Source organism: Aliiroseovarius sp. B-4 (assembly GCF_056857795.1).
Map to the genome: position 1 here is coordinate 483845 of NZ_JBSXNV010000041.1, position 20002 is coordinate 503846.

General features: G+C 54.8%; 16 protein-coding genes and 6 pseudogenes. 9 read left to right on the plus strand and 13 right to left on the minus strand.

Features of this window, described 5'->3' with window-relative positions; genetic code table 11:
* Positions 1–14: 14 nt before the first annotated feature.
* The 4 genes and pseudogenes from AC13C8_RS17740 to AC13C8_RS17755 all read right to left on the minus strand — a co-directional run.
* Complete coding sequence (locus AC13C8_RS17740) at positions 15–926, minus strand: sugar kinase (protein ID WP_482848567.1); 912 nt, start codon at positions 924–926, stop codon at positions 15–17.
* A gap of 9 nt (positions 927–935) precedes the next feature.
* Positions 936–1247, minus strand: a complete 312-nt coding sequence (locus AC13C8_RS17745) for a cupin domain-containing protein (RefSeq protein ID WP_091429169.1) — start codon at positions 1245–1247, stop codon at positions 936–938.
* Between the two features lie 22 nt (positions 1248–1269).
* Positions 1270–2013: an SDR family NAD(P)-dependent oxidoreductase gene (locus AC13C8_RS17750; RefSeq protein ID WP_091429167.1), complete on the minus strand. Its 744-nt coding sequence runs from the start codon at positions 2011–2013 to the stop codon at positions 1270–1272.
* Positions 2014–2202: 189 nt separating this feature from the next.
* Positions 2203–2460 (minus strand): annotated as a pseudogene (locus AC13C8_RS17755) (ATP-binding cassette domain-containing protein); the annotation flags it as partial.
* A 251-nt stretch (positions 2461–2711) separates the two neighbouring features.
* On the opposite strand from AC13C8_RS17755, the gene AC13C8_RS17760 reads away from it, so the two are divergent.
* From AC13C8_RS17760 to AC13C8_RS17770, 3 genes and pseudogenes are all read left to right on the plus strand, one after another.
* The gene (locus AC13C8_RS17760) at positions 2712–3404 is read left to right on the plus strand and encodes a GntR family transcriptional regulator (protein WP_091429166.1); all 693 of its coding nucleotides are present in this window, start codon (positions 2712–2714) and stop codon (positions 3402–3404) included.
* 139 nt (positions 3405–3543) lie between these two features.
* A pseudogene (locus AC13C8_RS17765) lies at positions 3544–3995 on the plus strand (MATE family efflux transporter); the annotation flags it as partial.
* An 89-nt stretch (positions 3996–4084) separates the two neighbouring features.
* Positions 4085–4294: pseudogene (locus tag AC13C8_RS17770) on the plus strand (integrase core domain-containing protein); the annotation flags it as partial.
* 51 nt (positions 4295–4345) lie between these two features.
* Here the strand turns inward: AC13C8_RS17770 and AC13C8_RS17775 are convergent.
* Positions 4346–4684: pseudogene (locus tag AC13C8_RS17775) on the minus strand (Gfo/Idh/MocA family protein); the annotation flags it as partial.
* A 310-nt stretch (positions 4685–4994) separates the two neighbouring features.
* Between AC13C8_RS17775 and AC13C8_RS17780 the strand changes: the two are divergent.
* From AC13C8_RS17780 to AC13C8_RS17790, 3 genes are all read left to right on the plus strand, one after another.
* On the plus strand, positions 4995–5990 hold the full coding sequence (locus tag AC13C8_RS17780; RefSeq protein WP_482848568.1) for a TRAP transporter substrate-binding protein: 996 nt from the start codon (positions 4995–4997) through the stop codon (positions 5988–5990).
* A 111-nt stretch (positions 5991–6101) separates the two neighbouring features.
* Positions 6102–6581 carry a TRAP transporter small permease gene (locus AC13C8_RS17785; RefSeq protein WP_482848569.1) on the plus strand — a complete coding sequence of 160 codons (480 nt, stop codon included), beginning with the start codon at positions 6102–6104 and terminating at the stop codon, positions 6579–6581.
* Positions 6578–7888: a TRAP transporter large permease gene (locus tag AC13C8_RS17790; protein ID WP_091429157.1), complete on the plus strand. Its 1311-nt coding sequence runs from the start codon at positions 6578–6580 to the stop codon at positions 7886–7888. The genes AC13C8_RS17785 and AC13C8_RS17790 overlap by 4 nt, the downstream gene beginning before the upstream one ends.
* A 383-nt stretch (positions 7889–8271) precedes the next feature.
* Here AC13C8_RS17790 and AC13C8_RS17795 read toward each other — a convergent pair whose 3' ends face one another.
* From AC13C8_RS17795 to AC13C8_RS17810, 4 genes are all read right to left on the minus strand, one after another.
* Positions 8272–9069 (minus strand): FadR/GntR family transcriptional regulator, encoded by a 798-nt coding sequence (locus AC13C8_RS17795; RefSeq protein ID WP_482848570.1) that lies wholly within the window; start codon positions 9067–9069, stop codon positions 8272–8274.
* A 61-nt stretch (positions 9070–9130) separates the two neighbouring features.
* Positions 9131–10657 carry a tripartite tricarboxylate transporter permease gene (locus AC13C8_RS17800; protein ID WP_482848571.1) on the minus strand — a complete coding sequence of 509 codons (1527 nt, stop codon included), beginning with the start codon at positions 10655–10657 and terminating at the stop codon, positions 9131–9133.
* Positions 10658–10660: 3 nt separating this feature from the next.
* On the minus strand, positions 10661–11065 hold the full coding sequence (locus AC13C8_RS17805) for a tripartite tricarboxylate transporter TctB family protein (RefSeq protein WP_245744762.1): 405 nt from the start codon (positions 11063–11065) through the stop codon (positions 10661–10663).
* Positions 11066–11312: 247 nt separating this feature from the next.
* The gene (locus AC13C8_RS17810; RefSeq protein WP_091429149.1) at positions 11313–12278 is read right to left on the minus strand and encodes a Bug family tripartite tricarboxylate transporter substrate binding protein; all 966 of its coding nucleotides are present in this window, start codon (positions 12276–12278) and stop codon (positions 11313–11315) included.
* 132 nt (positions 12279–12410) lie between these two features.
* On the opposite strand from AC13C8_RS17810, the gene AC13C8_RS17815 reads away from it, so the two are divergent.
* Positions 12411–12902, plus strand: a complete 492-nt coding sequence (locus AC13C8_RS17815; RefSeq protein ID WP_482848572.1) for a hypothetical protein — start codon at positions 12411–12413, stop codon at positions 12900–12902.
* A gap of 22 nt (positions 12903–12924) precedes the next feature.
* On the opposite strand, the gene AC13C8_RS17820 is transcribed toward AC13C8_RS17815, so the two are convergent.
* Together AC13C8_RS17820 and AC13C8_RS17825 are read right to left on the minus strand one after the other, a co-directional pair.
* The gene (locus AC13C8_RS17820) at positions 12925–14445 is read right to left on the minus strand and encodes an aldehyde dehydrogenase (NADP(+)) (RefSeq protein ID WP_482848573.1); all 1521 of its coding nucleotides are present in this window, start codon (positions 14443–14445) and stop codon (positions 12925–12927) included.
* 1 nt (position 14446) lies between these two features.
* The gene (locus tag AC13C8_RS17825) at positions 14447–15172 is read right to left on the minus strand and encodes a ribonuclease activity regulator RraA (protein WP_091429147.1); all 726 of its coding nucleotides are present in this window, start codon (positions 15170–15172) and stop codon (positions 14447–14449) included.
* A 538-nt stretch (positions 15173–15710) separates the two neighbouring features.
* On the opposite strand from AC13C8_RS17825, the gene AC13C8_RS17830 reads away from it, so the two are divergent.
* Positions 15711–16055 (plus strand): hypothetical protein, encoded by a 345-nt coding sequence (locus AC13C8_RS17830; RefSeq protein WP_482848574.1) that lies wholly within the window; start codon positions 15711–15713, stop codon positions 16053–16055.
* 115 nt (positions 16056–16170) lie between these two features.
* On the opposite strand, the pseudogene AC13C8_RS17835 reads toward AC13C8_RS17830, so the two are convergent.
* Positions 16171–16766 (minus strand): annotated as a pseudogene (locus AC13C8_RS17835) (helix-turn-helix domain-containing protein); the annotation flags it as partial.
* Between the two features lie 74 nt (positions 16767–16840).
* On the opposite strand from AC13C8_RS17835, the pseudogene AC13C8_RS17840 reads away from it, so the two are divergent.
* Positions 16841–17092, plus strand: a pseudogene (locus tag AC13C8_RS17840) (IS110 family transposase); the annotation flags it as partial.
* Between the two features lie 599 nt (positions 17093–17691).
* On the opposite strand, the gene AC13C8_RS17845 reads toward AC13C8_RS17840, so the two are convergent.
* Entirely contained in the window at positions 17692–19947 is a 2256-nt protein-coding gene (locus AC13C8_RS17845) for an adenosylcobalamin-dependent ribonucleoside-diphosphate reductase (RefSeq protein ID WP_091429146.1), read from the minus strand.
* Between the last annotated feature and the right edge of the window lie 55 nt (positions 19948–20002).

A 20002-nucleotide genomic window follows, 5' to 3' on the forward strand; every position in this document is an offset into this window, starting at 1 on the left:
TTGGTTTCCGGTGTTTAGCTTTTGAAGTCTGCCGCATTGATGGGCACAAGAGCGCCGCGCGCCTGAACTACCGCAGCGGACAAACGACAAGCCAAGGCTATGCGTTGCGGCAGTGGCGATTGATCTTTCGTTCCGGCAAGGATCGCTGCGTTGAAGCTATCACCCGCAGCGGTGGTGTCGATCACGGCTGCGATGGGTGGCACCGGAACCGTTCCCTCTCTGGTCTGATCACGATAATAGATTTCGTCTGCTCCGTTTTTAACCACGATGGTATTGCCTCCGGCGGATAAGTAGCGATTGGCCGTTGCTTTGGGCGTCGCATCCTTGAACCATGTGGCTTCGTCTTCAAACGAGGGCAGAACAATGTCAGACACTTGCGCGCCCTCCATCGTGGCTTTCAGCATTGTGTCCGTGCCTTCCCAAAGGCGTGGGCGCAAATTCGGGTCAAAAGCGATCAGCTTGCCATTGATTCGAGCAGTACGAAGCGCCGAAAGCAAAGTCGCACGCCCACTCGCGTCAAGGATTGCAAGGGTGATCCCCGAAAAATAGATCAGATCGTGGCCTTCAATCGCTTGCCCCAGTTTGTCGGGGTCTGACGCCAGACAGCGCGCGGCGGATTGGCCGCGCCAATAGGAAAAACTGCGTTCCCCGTGATCCAACGAAATAAGGTAAAGACCGACCGTTCGATCAGGCACAACAAGACAGTTGCTATGATCGATCCCCGCCTCTGAAATCATCTCTCGCATCTGCGCCGAGATTGAATCACTGCCAAAACCGGTAAAGTAGGACACATTGATTTCGGGGCTGATGCGCGCAAGATACCAAGCTGTATTGAAAGTATCACCCGCAAAGCCAAGCCGGAATGTCCCCGCTTCGTTTTGTGGAGACAGTTCGGCCATACATTCCCCGATTGATAGGACGCGCATTTTACAACCTTACAAAAAATCGTCACGCCGCGGCGTGAAACAATCGATCAACGTACCCGGTTCAAGGCAAACGCAGCCATGGGTCAAGTCGCTTGGGATGACGAAGCTGTCGCCCGGGCCGACTTCTTTCTCTTCATCACCCAGTGTGAACCGAAAACGTCCGGCTTCGACATAGGTTGATTGAACATGCGGGTGATTGTGAAGCGCCCCGGTCGCGCCTTTCGACGCAAACCGAAAGGCGACAACCATCATACTCGGATGATCCGAAAGCACCTGCCGCGTAACGTTTTCGCCGGTTGAAACAACAGGGAAATCAGTCATGTCTTATCCTCTTGACTATTGTTTAGCTGAACAGCATGCCGCCGTTGATGTCTATGTTGGCACCGGTGATGAATGAACTGTCTTCACAGGCTAGGAACAGCACCAGATTTGCAGCCTCATCCACATTGCCTTGACGCTTGAGCGGCGCGTTGGCTTCAAATCCGCGACGACCCGCATCGGGTGTGTGGATGTTGTGAAAATCCGTGTCGATCATGCCTGGGCAAAGCGCATTGCAGCGAATATCTGGTCCAAGTTCTTTAGCCAGACCGCGTGTCATGGTCATGAGAGCACCCTTGGATGTTGCATAAGCGACCGCACCAGGCCCCCCCCCATCACGTCCGGCTTGGCTGGAAAGGTTTACGATTGCGCCGGTTTTCATGTGCGCAAGGCAGGCCTTGATCATCATAAAAGTGCTTGTCAGGTTCAGCGTCATCACCGCATTCCAATGTTCAAGCGACATATCGGAAATCGTTTTGCGCGCGATTAGGCCACCCGCATTGTTCACAAGCACGTCGATCCCGCCAAACGCATCGACTGTTTTCTGGGTAAGCGCGTCGACATCTTCTTGCTTGTTCAAATCGCCCTGAACGGCAATGGCTTTGCCACCTGCCGCTTCGATCTTGGCAACCGTTTCATCCGCGCCCTTTGAGCTGGCAAAATAGTTGATCGCAACATTTGCGCCTTCGGAAGCTAACTTAACAGCAATTGCACTGCCAATATCGCGCCCACCACCTGTGACGATTGCGGTTTTCCCTTGAAGTTTCATAGCAGTCCTCTTTGTCTTTATGTTTGCGAGTGTCGGTCGTTTATGTGTTTGCCAGCTTTTTCATGACGACCCTGAAGGTGTTTTCCTCAACATCTGTGAAATAGAGGTCGGCGTCATATCCTTGATCGTCCATGAAGTGGAAAATCCGCTTTGGCGCGTTGAGTTTGTAAGGCACCAACAGCGTGGCTACAGGGCATAGTTTTGAAACACCATCGCGACGTCGCGATGTTTTGGAGCCACTCTGTTTACATAGCGACTGTCAATGGTCAGATCCCCGCCGCTAATTTCTTCAAGCCCGGCAATCATGCGTAGTGTTGTGGATTTTCCGCAACCCGACGGTCCGACAAGCACAACAAACTCCTGCTCTTGCACCTCAAGATCGATCCCGTGAACGACCTGAACGGCACCGTAAGCTTTTACAAGCCCCTGAAGACTGACACCTGACATATGCATCCTCCCTACTATGCGGCATCTGCCACATTCGCTGACGTCTGAAGTCGATTCGATGCCAGCTTAGACTAGAATACTAGTTATCAGGATGGCATACTAGTTAAAAGCTGGCTAGAGTTGGTGCATGGGTTCGGGTTTGAGCCCTGAATCGGATGTGACATTAGAAATAGGCTGACCTACGGACCGATATCTCGGGCTGTGCGCCCCAAACTGGCACTATTGCGACCATCGTACAGGGAGGTGATGCCATGCAAAATTTGACACGATTGAATGAACGACGAACAAGCGTCGATGAAGTGTTCGATTATCTTCACGATGAAATCGTTACGCTAAACTTGCGACCCGGAGATAAGATTTCCGAAGCAGACATCGCCGCAAGATTCGGTGTCTCACGCCAACCTGTGCGCGATGCTTTTAGCAGGCTAGCGAATTTGGACCTTCTGCTGATCCGCCCACAACGCGCCACCGAGGTCAAACGTTTCTCGATGCGAGAAATTGAGAAGTCGCGTTTTGTACGCGCCGCGGTTGAGAAAGAAGTCTTACGGCGTGCGGCTGAACTTTGCGACGCAGAAGGCGCGGCCAAATTGGACGCATCCCTTGCCGATCAAAAGAAGGCCATCAAGAAACGGGATGTAGATAGTTTCAGCGTCCTGGATTACGAATTTCACAAGACACTTTGTGCAATAGCTCAAGCGGAATTCGCGTTTGATGTCATCATGACAGAAAAAGCCAAGGTCGACCGCCTGTGTATGCTTGGTTTGTCAAAAGAACACCGCATGCCGGATCTTGTGAAAGACCACAAAGGTATCGCTGCGGCTGTTAAAAAGCATGACGGCGATCTCGCTGTCGAAATTGGGATGTTACACCTGTCACGTCTGGATGAAACTATCGAGTCAATCACTGTCACCAACGCGAACTATTTTGAATCCCCGGATGAATAAGGCAAACGCAAACAGGAAAAATGTGCCTCCCTGCACAAAGCGATGTGTTCCTTGACTGCAACTTGAAATGGTCGCAACAATCGCTCCCTCCTCTGCAGGTCGTGACTGGCGAGACGTGTTTACGCTCGCGTGGCCGACGATGCTGAAGGCGATCTTCTTACATGGGACCGTCGTCATTGACGCCTATCTCGTTTCGGCACTAGGGGAATCCGCGTTGGCCGCGATGGGTCTTGCCACCGCGATAGCGGGTTTCATACTCGGTGCAATACTCGCCTTTTCCTACGCAATGCAAATCCGCACAGCGCAGGCGTTGGCACCAATGATCCCATCTTCCTCAAATCCACGCTCGCGTCTGGTTTGACGGTCAGCGTGGCCGTGGGCTGCATCGGACTTGGGTTCATTGTGCTGTTCGGAGGATCGGTGATCAGCTCAATCGCACCCTCGACCGAAGTGGCCGCGATGGCGAAAAGCTATCTTGCGGTCTTTTCGCTTGTGATCTTGGGTGAAGCGGTGGGCCAGTGTCTATCAAGCTATTTCAACGGCTGCGGTCGTACGCGCATCCCGCTTTACAGCTTTTGCCTATCGCTTCCGATCAATGTCGGCTCCAGCATTGTATTGATCCACGGGTTGTGGGGATTGCCAGCGTTTGGCGTGACCGGCGCGGCTATGGGCAGTGCGTTAAGGAATGGTTCGACAGCCTGGATGACGCCCGCCGGAAATTGGCGCTCTGGCGCTACGACTACAACAACGTCAGACCGCACTCATCGCTCGGAAATAAAACTCCAGCAGAAGCGCGCCGGACGCTTGAGCAATTTGAGGGCTCCGCGCCCGGCGCGCTTGCCCAAAACAAAACCGAAGACTATGAAAACCTGCCCCGCAGACTCTCGTAATGAATGAGGGAGAATTGGGGGGGCAGCATAGGCGGTTTTGATCCCCTTTTTCTGCGCAAGTTCGTAAAGCTCGACAGCTGACCCGGCGCTCTCAGTCAAAGGCTTGTCACAGAATATGTGACATCCGCGAGCGATGGTCTGCTTGATGGGTTCAAAATGTGCCCCGCCCGGCGTTCCGATGCACACGATATCCGGTTGGCAGACCTTCAATGCGTCCTGCCAATCCGTGCCTACATATGGGATGCCCAAATCTTCGGCCAACTTGTTCAGGACATGCGTGGTACGCCCGACAATTCCGACAATTTCGGCACCCGCAGCGCGGAAGGCTTCGGCATGACCTTTGCCCGCAAAACCGGTGCCCAGAATCAGAACTTTCTGCTTGCGACTCACTTCAATTCTCCCAGTCAAAAAAGACGACTAGTATTCTAATCTCCCACTTTTAACTTTGCAAATTTACGTTTTTATCGAACGAAAATTTCAGGGATTTCGTCAGTGAAGTTATTGCATAACTTATTGTTTTATATCGTTATTATTTCAGGTAATCATTTTTTCTAGATCGACATATCGGGCACGATGCACAAATTATCGAATGACAAGTATCGTTGACTTTTTACAAATATTAGTAAATTAGTCCGTTCATTGGGTTTCACAAAAAACGTCCATCGGCGAGAAATCGAATACAAAAAATCGGGAGGATAAAATGTCATTTTTCACCAGTTCAGTTAACCTGCTGAAGGGGTCGGCGATTGCTGTCACTCTTCTGGCAACATCAGCCTCTGCACAGGACGTAACGCTGCGCGGCGCGAGCATGTTTGATGAAGATCATGCATTCACCAAAACCATGCGTGAATTCGAACGCATCGTCGGCGAAGCATCAGGAAATTCCATTGCCTTTGATTTGCGATTGAACGGCGAATTGGGTGTTGAATCCGACTACGTCACATTCCTTAATCAAGGTGTCGCGGTCGATTACACCATTATGGCACCGTCAAACATGGCGACATTTGCACCGTCCATTCCGTTGATGGATATGCCATTCCTGTTCCGCGATCTGGAACACTGGGAAGCTGTGTTGTCCAGCGATGCATTTGCACCGCTTGAAGCCGAGCTTCTGGAAGCTGCTGATATTGTCATTCTTGGCTATACCGGCGGCGGTGTGCGTAACCTTGTATCCAGCGTGCCGATCAAAAATCTGGACGATTTGGCCGGTCACCGTATGCGCGTGATGGGTGCCCCGATTCAGGCTCAGGTTTTTCAGGCTTTGACCGCCGCCCCGTCGGCAATTGCCTACAGCGAGGTTTATAACGCGATCCAAACCGGCGTGATTGCAGGGTTTGAAAACGAAGCGGCCTCGATTCAGAACCTCAAATTTTATGAAGTTGCCCCTTATGTCACGCTGACGGGCCACACGATCACCGTGCGTCCGATTGTGATGAGCGGAACAGCCTTCCGCGCATTGACCCCTGAGCAGCAAGAAATTGTGAAAGCCGCGGGTGCACAAGCCGGAGCATTCGGTCGGGCACTTGAATCAAGAGAAGATGGCACCAAACTGCAAGAGATGGTCGACGCAGGTCAGGTTCAAACACTCGAGTTTGAAGGTCGCGAGAAGCTGCTAGAAATGGTGACACCGGTTCAAGATGCCTACGCTGCTGAACTTGGCGCAACCGAACTGCTTGAAGCTGTTCGCGCACAATAACCGACAAAGGCGCGCGTCTGTTTAGGGCGTGCGCCGATTTCTTTCCGCTTCGTGGCCCGACACAGGCGTCGCCCACTGCATGACAGGAGCATTCTCATGGTTGGCGTTTGGTTGGAAACGATCTGCAAGGGGTTGCGTGTACTTCTTGCCATACTGATGGCAGCGCTTGCAGTTCCTGTCGCGATGCAAGTGGTCTCCCGATACACTCCAGTAATTCCGACCTATCTTTGGACAGAAGAGCTGTCGACCTTCATCTTCATCTGGATGGTCATGATCGGCTCTATGGTTGCAGTCTGGGATGGCACGCATTTTGATGTGCGTGTGTTGCCTGACGCAACACGCCCACTCGCCAGGTTGCTCCAGAACGGTTTTGTTCTGATCCTGATCATGGGGTTTGGATTGATCTTCGCTTGGTATGGCATCGAATATGCCGAGTTTGGAAGCAAACAACGCTCTGTCATGATGCGAGCGAACAAGTTGATAACGCATATTTCGGTCCCAATTGCGGGGGCTGCCTGGGCACTATTTGCGGCGTATCGGTTGTTTGAACAAGTGTCGGTGTATCGCCAAAGAAAAGGGGCTGCCCAGTGATCGTTTCAACACTCACCGCATGTATCATTCTGGTCGCGGGGTTTCTTCTTTTAGTGGCACTGCGGTTGCCAGTCGCCTTTGCGCTCGGAATCGCAACAATTCCAGTGGTTTTGATGGACATTCGCCTGACGCCGTTCATCGTGCTGGATCGGATGTTCCAATCCTATAACTCGTTCATTCTGTTGGCTGTTCCCTTTTTCCTGTTGGCCGCAAATCTTATGAACTCGGGCAAGGTCACTGACAGGTTGATCGAACTGGCTCGCGTGTTAACCGGTTGGATGCCTGGTGGTCTGGGGCATGTAAATGTCGCTGTTTCCATGCTGTTTGCCGGCATCTCGGGGTCGTCCACCGCAGATGCGGCAGGCTGCGGCAAAATCCTGATCCCTGCAATGCAAAAACAAGGATATGACACACGATTTGCAGTTGCGCTGACCGCCTGTTCGTCCGTGATGGGTGTGATCATCCCACCCAGTATTCTGATGATTGTCTGGGGGGGTGTGATGCAAGTTTCGCCCGGTGCTCTTTTTCTGGGGGGTGCTGTTCCGGGCTTCATGATCGGCCTGTCCTTGATGGCCACCGTGCTGGGCTACGCGCTGGTTTACAACTATCCCACCTATGGCAAACCCAGCCTGAGCGAATTGTGGTCCGCGCTAAAGGGGTCATTCTTGGCAATGTTAACCCCGATTTTCGTCATCGGAAGCATCGTTGGCGGTTTTGTCACCCCCACCGAAAGCGCCGTCATTGCCGCAGGCTATGCGTTGATACTTGGGATGTTCGTTTACAGAACGGTTACCATCAAAGATCTGGGTGTCGTCTTCTATGATACGGCCAGATTTGCCTCGATCTCGTTGTTCGCTATCGGAACTGCATCGGCGTTCGGCTTTATGCTGACGTTTTTCAAGGTCCCAACACTAATCGTTGAATCGATGACCGCAGCCGAGATGGGCACCGTCGGAACTGGCCTTCTTATTGCAGGATTATTTCTTCTGTTTGGGCTGTTCATCGACGCAATTCCTACAATCATCATTTTGGGCACAGTTCTGAAACCAGTAGCTGCAGCGGCCGGACTTGATCCGATTGCCTTTGCGATCATCGCGATTGTTTCGCTTTCCTTCGGCTTGGTCACGCCCCCCTACGGGCTTTGCTTGCTAATTTCTGCTGCAATCGGAGGTTTGAACGTGGTGCAAGTGATGAAGGACGTCGCGATCATCCTGATCCCGATGTTGATCATTTTGTTGCTTGTCATTCTTTTCCCACAGATTTCTCTGTGGTTGCCACAAACACTGATGCCAGGCGCGTTCCAGTAGATTGTCTTACGGGTGCTATAGGCCTGCTGGGATATGCTGCAACATGTTAGCTCGGCCAATCTAACGACAGCCTTGGCCAGTTTGAGGTCAACTGTTGTAGGTCCAATCAGGGCAATTTGATGTGAGAGAGTTTCTGGCACATCGCGCCCAATTTAAAGCCTGCCCGCTCAATCAAACGCGGCGAGCTTGAAATACACTCAGCGTCATCACTTACGTCACAGGTCAGCTCTCATTCGAGAAGAACGGAGGTTCCTGCATAACGCAGCAGGGATTAGAATGCGATTTACGCAACGCCGACAAACCCAATCCATTTCATTGCGGCAATAGCACATGCAGAAAGAGCTGGATTACCAAGGCTTGAACGGTGGGATCGTACCAAACAGCTACATTTCCCGTGTGCCAACGAACATCCGATCCTTGGCGGCCGTGATGTGATGGCGCATGGTTGCCTCTGCAACTTCCGGCTGTTTGAGCCGGATCGCGTCAAGCACTGCGCGATGCTCTGCCAGTACCAGTTCCTGACGCCCCGGTATATCCAAAAGCGTCAGGGATCGAGAGAGCTTCACACCCTGGGCGATTTGCTCACCAAGGGATTCAAGAACAGCAGCAAAAAACGGGTTCTTTGACGCCCGCGCTACGGCGAGGTGAAGCATCTGGTCTGCCTCGACGCCCATGGCATTTTCTTTATAGGCCTGTTCCATCACCTGATAGGCATGATCCATGGCGGCAAGATCATCGCTGTCTCTGCGCCGGGCTGCCCATGCGGCCGCAGCCCCTTCCACATCGATACGAAACTCGTAGCACCTCTGAACATCCGAGACCGATTCCAGCGGCACAAAGCCGATCAACTGCCGGTCGGGCCGACGCAGTACATAGCTACCAGAACCACGGCGGGACTGAACGATGCCGTCATCCCGAAGCCGCGACAGAGCCGCACGGACGATCGGGCGGGACACACCGAAACTCTGGGCCAAGACCTCTTCGGCGGGCAATCGGCTATTTACCGTGTATTCCTCTTCAAGGATTTTCATCAGCAATTGATCGTAGACTTGATCCGCCAACGTGGGGCGCAGGGTCTCTGGCAAGCTGGTCTCCGTGGTTTCAGGTGGCACCGAGTATAGATCGGCAAAAGGTTCGAAGCCTTTATAAACAGCGGATGCGCCTTTGCAACGCTCAGGCATCCTGTGCCGTCCCATTGTGCAGTCGGTGCGACAATCGGGACGGCGTCAAGACAGCGGCACCTTATTTGGCTTGGGACGTTGGTGTTTTGGTGGCCGGTTTCCTGATCACCAGGAAGTAGACAAAGACCAAGGTCAACACGACAAAGAACAAACTGTCCAGGTTGGTTAGGAACGTTGTCGGGTCGCCATTAGACAGGGCCAGTGACCGGCGCAGGAATTCTTCCAGGTTGGGACCAAGGATATAACCCAGCAACATCGTAATCACTGGAAATCCATTGCGCCTCAGATAGAAGGCGAGAACACCCATCCCGAGAGCCATGAACATCTGGAATGTCGAATAGGTGGCCACGTAGCTGCCGACGACGGCCAAAAGGGCGATGACAGAGTAGAGGACATCCTTGCGCACCGACACAATCTTGATGAAGTACGGCCCTATCAGGTAGAGCGTCAATGGAATGAGCACCACGGCGCTGAACAGAAGCGCTGCCAGCATCGGCGCAATCAGACCGGCTTGATCGGACATCAATTGCGGCCCGGGCTGAATACCGTTGATCACCAGAACGCCAAGCATGATAGCAGTGATCGGATCGCCTGGAATGCCGAAGGTTAGCATCGGCACCATGGCCCCGCCGCAGACGGCGTTGTTGGCGCTTTCAGACGCGACAATGCCTTTTGGATTGCCCTTGCCGAAGGTCTCCGGCTCGGGCGACGTGCGCACCGCTTCGGTGTAAGCCAAGAAAGAGCCCATCGAACCGCCGGCCCCCGGCAGAGTTCCAACGAAATAGCCGATCAGGCAGGACTTGAAATAGCAACTGAAGCCGATCTCGCGGATATCGGACAGCGGCGGCAGGAAATCCCTGCGTCTGATCTTGACCTTATCGGCGGCCGCGGTGGCAGCGCTGATATCTCTGGACGAGATGGCCTGCATGAGAACTTCTGCTATCGCAAAGGTTCCGATGATAACAGGCATCAGGTCGATCCCTGCCGTCAGGTTGCTATATCCAAAGGTGAACCGGGTAATCGGCTCCATTGCATCAAGACCGACGGTGGCAAGCATGAGGCCGATACAGGCGGCCAAACCGGCCTGTGGAATGCGTCCGCGCTGTGCGATAACGACAACAACCATGGCAAAAGCGAGCAATGAGAACTTGCCGGTGGTTTTGACGAGCAGGGAAAGCTCTGCCACGAAAGGCGCGACCGCGATCAGGAGCAAGGCTCCGACCGCACCGCCGAACATCGAACCCAGCGCGGCATGTCCCAGCGCTAGGGCGCCTTTGCCTTGTTGGTGCATAGGATAGCCGTCCAGAGCAGTCATCATCGAAGATGGTGCCCCGGGGATGTTGATCGTAGTTGCTGTGATGCTGCCACCGCACATACCGGCCATGTAAATACTGGCACTGGCCATCAGCGCGGTTTCCACGCTAAGCGTGTAGGTCAGCGGCAAAAGCAGGGCCATGGCCAGCGTCGCGGTCAGGCCGGGAATGGCAGCAAAGATGGTGCCAATCACGAAACCAAGGATCACGTAGGTCAGGTTGAGGGGATCCAGCAGCAGGCTGAAGCTGTTGATGACAAGAAGAATGAAGTCCATGACTTAACCCCACAGCGTCGGGAGTCGAACCCCGAACAGTTGTTGGAACGTGACATAGGCGACGACCACTACCGCTGCGGAAATGGCGGCCTTCACGAGAAACTTTTCAAAGGACGAGAAGATCACGATCAGCACGAAGACGAAGAGCCCCGACGAAATGAAGTATCCCACTGTCTTGAAAGCCGTGATGTAGGCAAAGATGGCGACAACAACCCAAAGATGGGTGTAGTTTGCCGGTTCGCTCTGGCGCTTTTCCTCGGGTTCAGAACGCAACTTCTGAACAATGAGAATGCAAGAAAACGTGATGGAAGTGGCCCCCAAGAGGATCGGGAAGAAAGAAGGCGTCAATCCGCTTTCAGATGTTGGAGCGCCCAAACGCAGTGCAGAAATGAGATATCCGACCGACACTGCCAAAGTGACATATAGAAATATCAGGTGTCTATTTAAGAGCATCGTCTTCTCCCGATATGGGTTTGATGGTGTGGCAAGCGCTATGTGGTTTTTCGCGCGGTCAGACCCCTGGAAGAAACCGTTAGGTCACGCCCACTCGGGGCGTAACGCGCCAATGCCGGGTTGAACCCCAGCTGACTGCGTCACCTGCCCTTTTTGGTCATGCCCCCGACCCAAAGATCGGAGGCATGTTTCATGCTATGGTTTACAGGTCCAACTCGTCCATAAGAGTGAAGGTCTTGTTCTGAAGTTCTTCGATCCAGGTTTTAACCTCGTCAGAGCCAAGCCAATCAGCGGTCACGCCAACCTGCTGCAACCAGTCCTGAAACTCAGCCGTGTCGTATGCCGTCTTAAACGCTGCCTCGAGCGTTGTGAGCGCTTCTTCTGGGGTATCTTTCGGTGCCGCCAGAATGATGAAGCTACCAGTCTGCAGATCGAAACCCTTGGAGCTGATTGTGGGCACGTCTGCGTAAGTCTTGTTCTGAACAGACGTCAGTTCGACCACACCCTTGGCATCGCCGGAGGAAATGATACCGCTGAAATCACCCAGACTGGAGATCGCTGCGTCGAGTTCGCCCGACAAAAGTGCTTCTGCCTCGGCGCTCGAGGAACCTGCATAGGTGATCACATTGAAATCGACGTCCAGCAGCTTTTCAAGCTGGCTGACCGATAGATAGGGACCCGAACCCTTCGGTGCTACACCAATGCGCACCGTGCCGGGATTGGCCTTGGCCTTTTCGACCAGCTCTTCAAAGGTGTTGATGCCAGAATGCTTAGAGACGACGATTGCGTCGGCTTCGCTGGTGATACGGGCGATTGGGGCCATGTTGTCCAGCGAATAGCCCGGAACCATCTCGCCACGCGGCAAGGTTATGACGCTGTCATAGGTCAGAACGCCGACGGTATGACCATCGGGGCGAGAGCTGGTCATCTGGATCAGACCGGTTGCTGTCACAGCGCCCGCGATGTTTTCGACATAGATGGATTTTGGCAGTTCTTGTTCGGCAATGTTGCTGATCTTACGCGAAATTGCATCAGCGCCACCGCCTGCTGGCCATGGAACGATCAGCCGGATATCTCGGGTGGGGTAATCAGCTGCAGCGACCGAAGTGCCGATGATACAGGCACCAAGCGCCAGCACGAATTTACTTTTCAGGTTTTTAGATAGCATAGATCTGTTCCTCCTTTACAGATGTCGTCGTCCAGAAATATCTGGCATGTTGAATGAACCGAGTGGCCGGGCGGCCGGATCCACTTCGTCAGTTTGACTTCGATTTTTTCTTAGAGGGTAAGCAAAGTCGGGATGGGCTCCGCCTTTCGCTTTCATGCTGCGGAACGGGCGGGGCACCTTCAGGCGGCGAACTGCACGCCAATGCCTCGTCAAACTATTGCGCCCCTTGAAGCTTGGCAGTCCCGCACCTCAAATGCGACTGATAACACCCTCCCAAAATTACCAAGTCGTCACTTCCTATTGCGGTCTGCAAATCTGGCGCACGCTCCAGAAAGCTTAATTCACCATACGGTACTAATTATTACAAATCAATTCTATTATTTACCAATTATTGGGAAAAACCACCGATATCGCCTCTTTTATGTTCATAGTAGCAATATTTTTGGATATCTACCTACTAAACTAGACCATCTCCGGGGATATCTGGCAGAATTTGTAATACTGCGCGGTCGGTTGGAACTGAGTTTCTCATCTTGCCCTGCTGCAGTGAGGTCAGAACAAAATGCCTGGTGCTCAGTCAATAAAGAGACCCGCCAACCGCATAATGATGCGGCGGCGGGTTAGCAGATACCAATCCGTGCAAGGGTTAGCTTTTCACGAGGTCGTCTGGGAGGAGTGCTTCTGGAAGGTTCTGGTAACACACCGGACGCAGGAAGCGGCGAATTGACAACGTGCCAACAGATGTGGCGCCGAAGTTAGTGCTTGCTGGGTATGGCCCTCCGTGAACCATCGCATCGCAAACCTCGACACCTGTCGGGAAGCCGTTGGCCAGAACTCGGCCTGCCATACGCTCCAGCACAGGCAGAAGATCGCGCGCGAGGTTGATGTCGCCGTCGTCCATCTGCATTGTCGCGGTCAATTGCCCTTTGAAGCTTTCCGCAAGCACTTTCATCTGCACGATGTCCTTCACACGGATCACCAACCCAAGGGGGCCGAAAACCTCTTCCGACAGCTCTTCATTGCCCAGCCAGTCATCGGCCGAAACCTGGAACAAATACGGCGCGGCATTCCGACCTTCCCAGGCCGTGGTCAGCAGGGATCGAACGCCAGCACCTTCCGAGACCCGGCGGGCACCATCGCGATAAGCGTCGGCCATTCCATCCGTCAGCATGGTTTGATCGGACACAGATTTGAGCCCGTCGGTCGCGGCTTGCACGAAGGCATCCGCATCTGGCCCGTCCAGCACGATAGCGATTCCGGGGTTGGTGCAGAATTGGCCCACGCCCATCGTCAGGCTTTCAGCCCAGCCGGTGCCAAGAGCCGCACCACGAGCAGCTGCCGCTTTCGGCAGGACGAACATAGGATTGACGCTACCAAGCTCACCAAAGAATGGGATCGGCTCGGGCCGCGATGCGCAAAGATTGAAAAGCGCGCGGCCGCCGCCGAGGCTGCCGGTAAAACCAACGGCCTTGATACGCGGATCCGTCACCAACGCCTCGCCCACAGCACGCGTGCCACCTTGGACAAGACTGAAGATTCCCGCCTCCATCCCCAACCTTTCAAGTGCCGCAACAATGGCTTCACCGACGACTTCCCCGGTACCCGGATGTGCGCCGTGGCCTTTGACAACAACAGGGCAGCCAGCGGCCAGTGCCGCCGCCGTATCACCACCAGCGGTGGAAAAAGCGAGCGGGAAGTTAGATGCCCCAAAGACGGCAACCGGGCCGACCGGACGCTGCATCATCCGTAGATCGGGGCGCGGCAGCGGCTGCCGCTCGGGCAGGGCTTCGTCATGGCGCCGGTCGAGATAGTCCCCGGCCAGAATATGCGACGCGAACAGGCGAAGCTGGCCGGTCGTCCGGCCCCGTTCACCTTGCAAACGCGCAGCGGGAAGGCCGGTTTCCGCACATCCGATCTCGGTGATCTGATCACCACGGGCGTCAATCTCGTCGGCAATGGCATTCAGAAGCGCCGCGCGCTCTTCGCGCGACGTGGACGCAAAGCCCGGGAAGGCCGCATGAGCCGCAGCACAAGCCTGATCCACCAACTCGGGCGAACCGGACGAAAAGTCAAAGGCGTCTCCCGTCGCTGGCGCGGACGAAAACCGCACCTCTGAACCGACGCGCTGGCCTGCGATCAAGTGATCTCCGTGGGGAATAAAGGTCATGCTATCGTCCTGTCCGTTCGCGCCATGCATCGTATTTCACAAGGTTTTCTTCGTCCGTACCCGGGTAGAGCCCGATGATCCCGGCGCCCTCGTTCACCTGCTCCAGCACAAAATCCTCGTAGGATTCCATGTTCGTGCATTCATCAGCGATCTCATCGGCCAGATGTGCCGGGATCACCATCACGCCATCGCCATCGCCCAGCATCACGTCACCGGGAAACACCGGCGCATCGCCGCAGGAAATCGGGCAATTGATTTCGATGGCCTCGTGTAGGGTGAGGTTTGTTGGTGCCGAGGGGCAGGCAAAGTAGGCCGGCATATCGAGAGCCCCGATGCCCAATGCATCGCGCACACCTCCGTCTGACACGACACCCGCAGCGCCGCGTTGCGCAAGACGGGTGATCAGGATCGATCCGGCTGTGGCGGCACGACTGTCCTTGCGGGCATCCATCACCAGCACATAACCTTCCGGGCAAGTCTCAACCGCGACGCGCTGCTTGTGGTCGCGGTCGCGGAAAACGGTGAGCGGGTTGCGGTCCTCTCGCGCCGGAATATAACGAAGTGTAAAGGCCTGTCCGACCATAGTCACCGACTTTGGCTTCATGGGCACGACACCCTGCACAAACTGGTTGCGCAAGCCGCGCTTATACAATGCCGTCGCAACGGAAGCCGTAGATACCTTGGTTAGTTTGTCACGTGTTTCTTTGGTCAAGATGTATTCACTCATTCTCTCGTCCTATCGTGTGGCTCGTTTCAGCCATGTTTGCTTTGAATCCGATCCAAAGTTCGCCTATCGGAAGGTGCGGCCATTTTAGCGACCCGACCGAACTAAGCCGATGCCAAGACTCGTCAGGCGGAAAATCCCCGATCGCGTCAAATCTGATCCGTTGTAGGCTTGGCCGATCAGCGCATCATAACCGCCTTGTGGCGTCCGGCAGTTAAGTCGCAATCCGATCACCATCGCGCTCGCCAAATCAGCTCTTCCCAACACCCCCTCAAAAGTTAGGAAAATTAGTACGCCACCTTGAAGTATATGTCAAGATTAGTAATAAATTTTTGGGAAAAGGCCGAGCCTGCTGGGTGAGTGGAGGGTTATTTGTACTTTATGATTACAAATTTAATGATAGGCGTCTCACTCCGTATGATACATTAGGCCGTAAACACAGGGCAAATGTCTGGCTACTTTGGTGTGCTAGCTAGCACAGTCGGCACTACACGTTCCGTTTCGCACCTGTCTCTCTTGGAGCCATTGAAAATAAAAAGATATGATTGTTGAAGTCGCAAAGCCTGATCAGCGAGATCGCGAAGCCTTTCGTGTTGTCGAATTTAGTTTGCAATACAGCTTCGAAAACGTCAGTGCCATTCCCGGGCTGTGGCGGTCGTTTAACGCGAAAGTTGGTAATGTGGTCGGCGCAGTCGATGGCGCGGCATACGGGGCCGGTTGTGAAGCCGATGAAACTGGCCAATTTCGCTATGTTGCCAGTGTTGAGACAGCCGAAAAGACCAACGGTATGGACTGCCGCGCAACCCGCGCAACCAATGCCCCCGGCGCACATGTCTGCGCACAGATCGACACCTTCTCCTCATCCGACCAAAAACGCTTGTTCTGACCTTTCTTGCCCGCCATATCTGCCCTCAAGATGCCCACTATCAATGGTGGACACTTATCAACACACTCTATGCACCGTCAGAGCAGCCACCCCCTGCAGCGATTGCCCTGAAGTGGTCCCAGACCCGCGATCGCCTCGGGCTGCGATCCTCAAGTGCCTCGGGATCACCAGCCAAGTAGCGATCATACCAGCGGTAAAACGTGGTCCTGGGAAAGCCGAGCTTGTCCAACGTGCGCTTGGTCGGCAGATGCGATCCTTCGACGAGGCGGATGATCTCCAGTTTCTCGGATGCGCGAGACCTCATTCCTCGTCGCCCCCATCCGCGATCATGCTTTTTTGTGCAGCCGCAGTTCGAGGGCCTGCTCGGCCACGACCTCCTTCAGATCACGGGCCTCTCGGCGCAGATCCTTGACCTCGCTCGACGTCGCCGCACGCGCCGTGTCGCCCGCCATGCGCTTCTTCCCAGCCTCAAGGAACTATTTCGACCAGCTGTAGTAAAGGCTCTGGGCGATGCCCTCACGGCGGCACAGCTCGGCATTCGACCATTGTCCTCGGACCAGTGGCGGACAAGGTCTCATTGTCTTCGCCCTTCAGGCCGTCCAGCACGATCCTGATTTTCTCTTCCGCAGAATATTGCTTACGGGTGGCGCGGCGGATAACCTTGATGACCTTCTCGCCGTGGCTCCGCTTGGTTCCGGGTTTCTGTCTCATCTTATGGAATGGACGCCCCTTGCACCCGAGCCGATAGTTTTGGGCAAACGTAGCAAGCAGAAGGAATTCACAGAATGCAGTTACTTGCGATTGATTTGGGCAAACAGTCGTTCCACGTCCACGGGATTACTGATGAGGGCGAGGTGATGTCAAAGAAGGTTAGCCGATCCAAGCTCGAAGCCGCAGTTCAGAAACTTTCCCCGGAAACCGTTGCCATGGAGGCTTGCGCCAGTGCTCATCATTGGGGCCGACGGTTCCAGGCTCTGGGGTATGGCGTGCGCCTCGTTCATCCACGCTTCGTAACGCTGTTTGTCAACCGTAACGATCGACATGCGAGATGGGCACAGGACCTGCTGGCACGCGCAGGTCACAACAAGACGCTCGCGGCAATCGCCAACAAGACAGCACGCATTGCCTGGGCGGTGTTGCGGAGCGGAGAAAGCTACAAAACGGTGTACGGGCAGCCCGGAAGCTCAGCTTCCAAGAATGCGGGGTGATATGACGATGGTGTCACGGCAGGAGCCGCCAATTCAAAGCCTGTAAGGAGTGGTGGCCACGAAACGCCGGTCATCTTGGCAGGCACCGAAACCAGCGGATCCCACCGAGGCCAGAAGCAAACGATAATGCTTCGTCAAAGGCCGGATAGATTCACGCATCCAATGCCGTTAATACAATCATGAAAAACACCTTGCGCAGGGGGCGTCCATAGATTCACGCCATGAAGGTTACGATGAGTCAGAAACCCTCTCTTGTCAAATCGCCCTAAACTGTCCCATTGGCGCTGACGTCATACAAGTCATTGAAAACAAAATAAAACCACCGACATCCAAGCTATCGGTGGTCATTTGATCTGTGCCAAGAGGTCAAAAAACACCCCCGAATGGCCATGTTATGCTATGCTAAACACAACGCCTCTTCGTTCACGTCACCCACATTTTGAATGCCCACAAGACGCACATGTCATACAGCCTTCGACCATGCGCATGTCATATTGGCCGCAGCTTGGGCAGGCTGGGCCGCGCGGCGCGTTGCCAAGGTTGATAACCTCGGCGTGGGGGTCGGTTTTCAGGCCCATCCCCTCGCCTTCAAGGAACCCTGTCAACACCATGTGGCGTTCGATGACACCGCCGATCGCGGCCAGAATTGATGGGATGTATTTCCCGTTCATCCACGCCCCGCCACGCGGGTCAAACACAGCTTTCAACTCTTCGACCACGAAGCTCACATCTCCCCCGCGCCGGAACACGGCCGAGATCATGCGGGTGAGCGCAACCGTCCAGGCGAAATGCTCCATGTTCTTGGAGTTGATGAACACCTCGAACGGGCGGCGATGGCCATTCAGGACCAGATCGTTCACAGTGATATAGATCGCGTGTTCACTGTCGGGCCATTTGACCTTGTAGGTGTGCCCTTCCAGCGATTGCGGGCGGTCCAGCGGTTCGGAAATATAGACCACATCTGCACCGGAATCTGCTTCGGGGGCTTTCTCGCTGTCCTCGGAGACAGACAAAACAGAGCCTGTTACATCATTGGGGCGATAGGTCGTGCAGCCCTTGCAGCCGCTATCCCAGGCTTCCATGTAGACGTCTTTGAATGCCTCGAAGCTGATGTCTTCAGGGCAGTTGATGGTTTTAGAGATCGAGCTGTCGATCCATTTCTGCGCGGCGGCCTGCATCTTTACATGCGCGAGTGGGTCAAGCGTCTGGGCGTTCACGAAGTAATCCGGCAGTTCCTTATCGCCAAACTTGTCACGCCACATCTGAACAGCGTAATCCACGACCTCTTCTTCGGTCCGCGAGCCGTCCTTTTGCAGCACCTTGCGAGTGTAGGCATAGGCAAAGACCGGTTCGATCCCTGACGATACATTGCCCGCATAAAGGCTGATCGTTCCGGTCGGCGCGATCGAGGTCAGAAGCGCGTTGCGGATACCGTGTTCACGGATCGCGTCGCGCACGTCCTGGTCCATATGCGTCAGCGATCCGGAAGCCAGATATTTCTCGGCATCGAACAACGGGAACGGGCCTTTTTCTTTCGCCAGTTCCACCGACGCCAGATAAGACGCGCGCGCGATCTGCTTCATCCACGCTTCGGTCTGTGCGGCGGCCTCGTCCGAGCCGTAGCGCAAGCCCAGCATCAGCAGCGCGTCGGCAAGGCCCGTGACGCCAAGGCCGATCCGACGCTTGGCCAGCGCTTCCTGACGCTGGGCTTCCAGTGGAAATCGACTGGCGTCCACGACATTGTCCATCATCCGAACGGCGGTCGCGACCAGTTCGGTCAGGGCGTCGCCGTCCAAGCGAGCGGTATCCTCGAACGGGTCTGCAACCAGACGCGCAAGGTTGATCGACCCCAACAGGCAAGCGCCATAGGGCGGCAGGGGTTGTTCGCCACAGGGGTTCGTCGCGGCAATCGTCTCGCAATAAGCGAGGTTGTTCATCTGGTTGATGCGGTCGATGAAGATCACACCCGGTTCGGCGTATTCGTAAGTCGCCTTCATGATCTTGTTCCAAAGGTCTCTCGCCTCGACCGTGTGATAGATGGTGCCTTCAAATTTCAGGTCCCAGCTGGCGTCATCCTTCACCGCCTGCATGAAATCATCTGTCACCAGCACCGACATGTTGAACATGCGCAGACGGGCGGCATCGGATTTTGCGGTGATGAAATCTTCAATGTCCGGATGATCGCAGCGCATCGTCGCCATCATCGCCCCACGGCGCGAGCCCGCAGACATGATGGTGCGGCACATCGCGTCCCACACATCCATGAAGCTGAGCGGACCAGAGGCATCCGCCGCCACGCCCTTCACATCCGCGCCACGCGGGCGAATGGTCGAGAAATCATAGCCGATCCCGCCGCCCTGCTGCATGGTCAGTGCGGCTTCTTTTAGCATATCGAAAATGCCGCCCATACTGTCGGGGATCGTGCCCATGACAAAGCAGTTGAACAACGTCACAGACCGGCCCGTGCCAGCCCCTGCGGTGATGCGACCGGCGGGCAGAAATTTGAAATCTTCCAAGGCACCATAGAACGCGTCTTCCTGCGCGGGTTCGGCTTCGGACAGCGCACGGGCGACCCGGCGCCACGTATCCTCGACCGTCTTGTCGTCAGGCGCACCCTCAGCCGTTTTCAGGCGGTATTTCATATCCCAGATTTGTTCGGCGATGGGGGCAGCAAAACGGCTCATGCAGACGATTCCTGTGCGTGTTGGAAGGCCCTTGAGACTAGGCGATCCGGCCGGG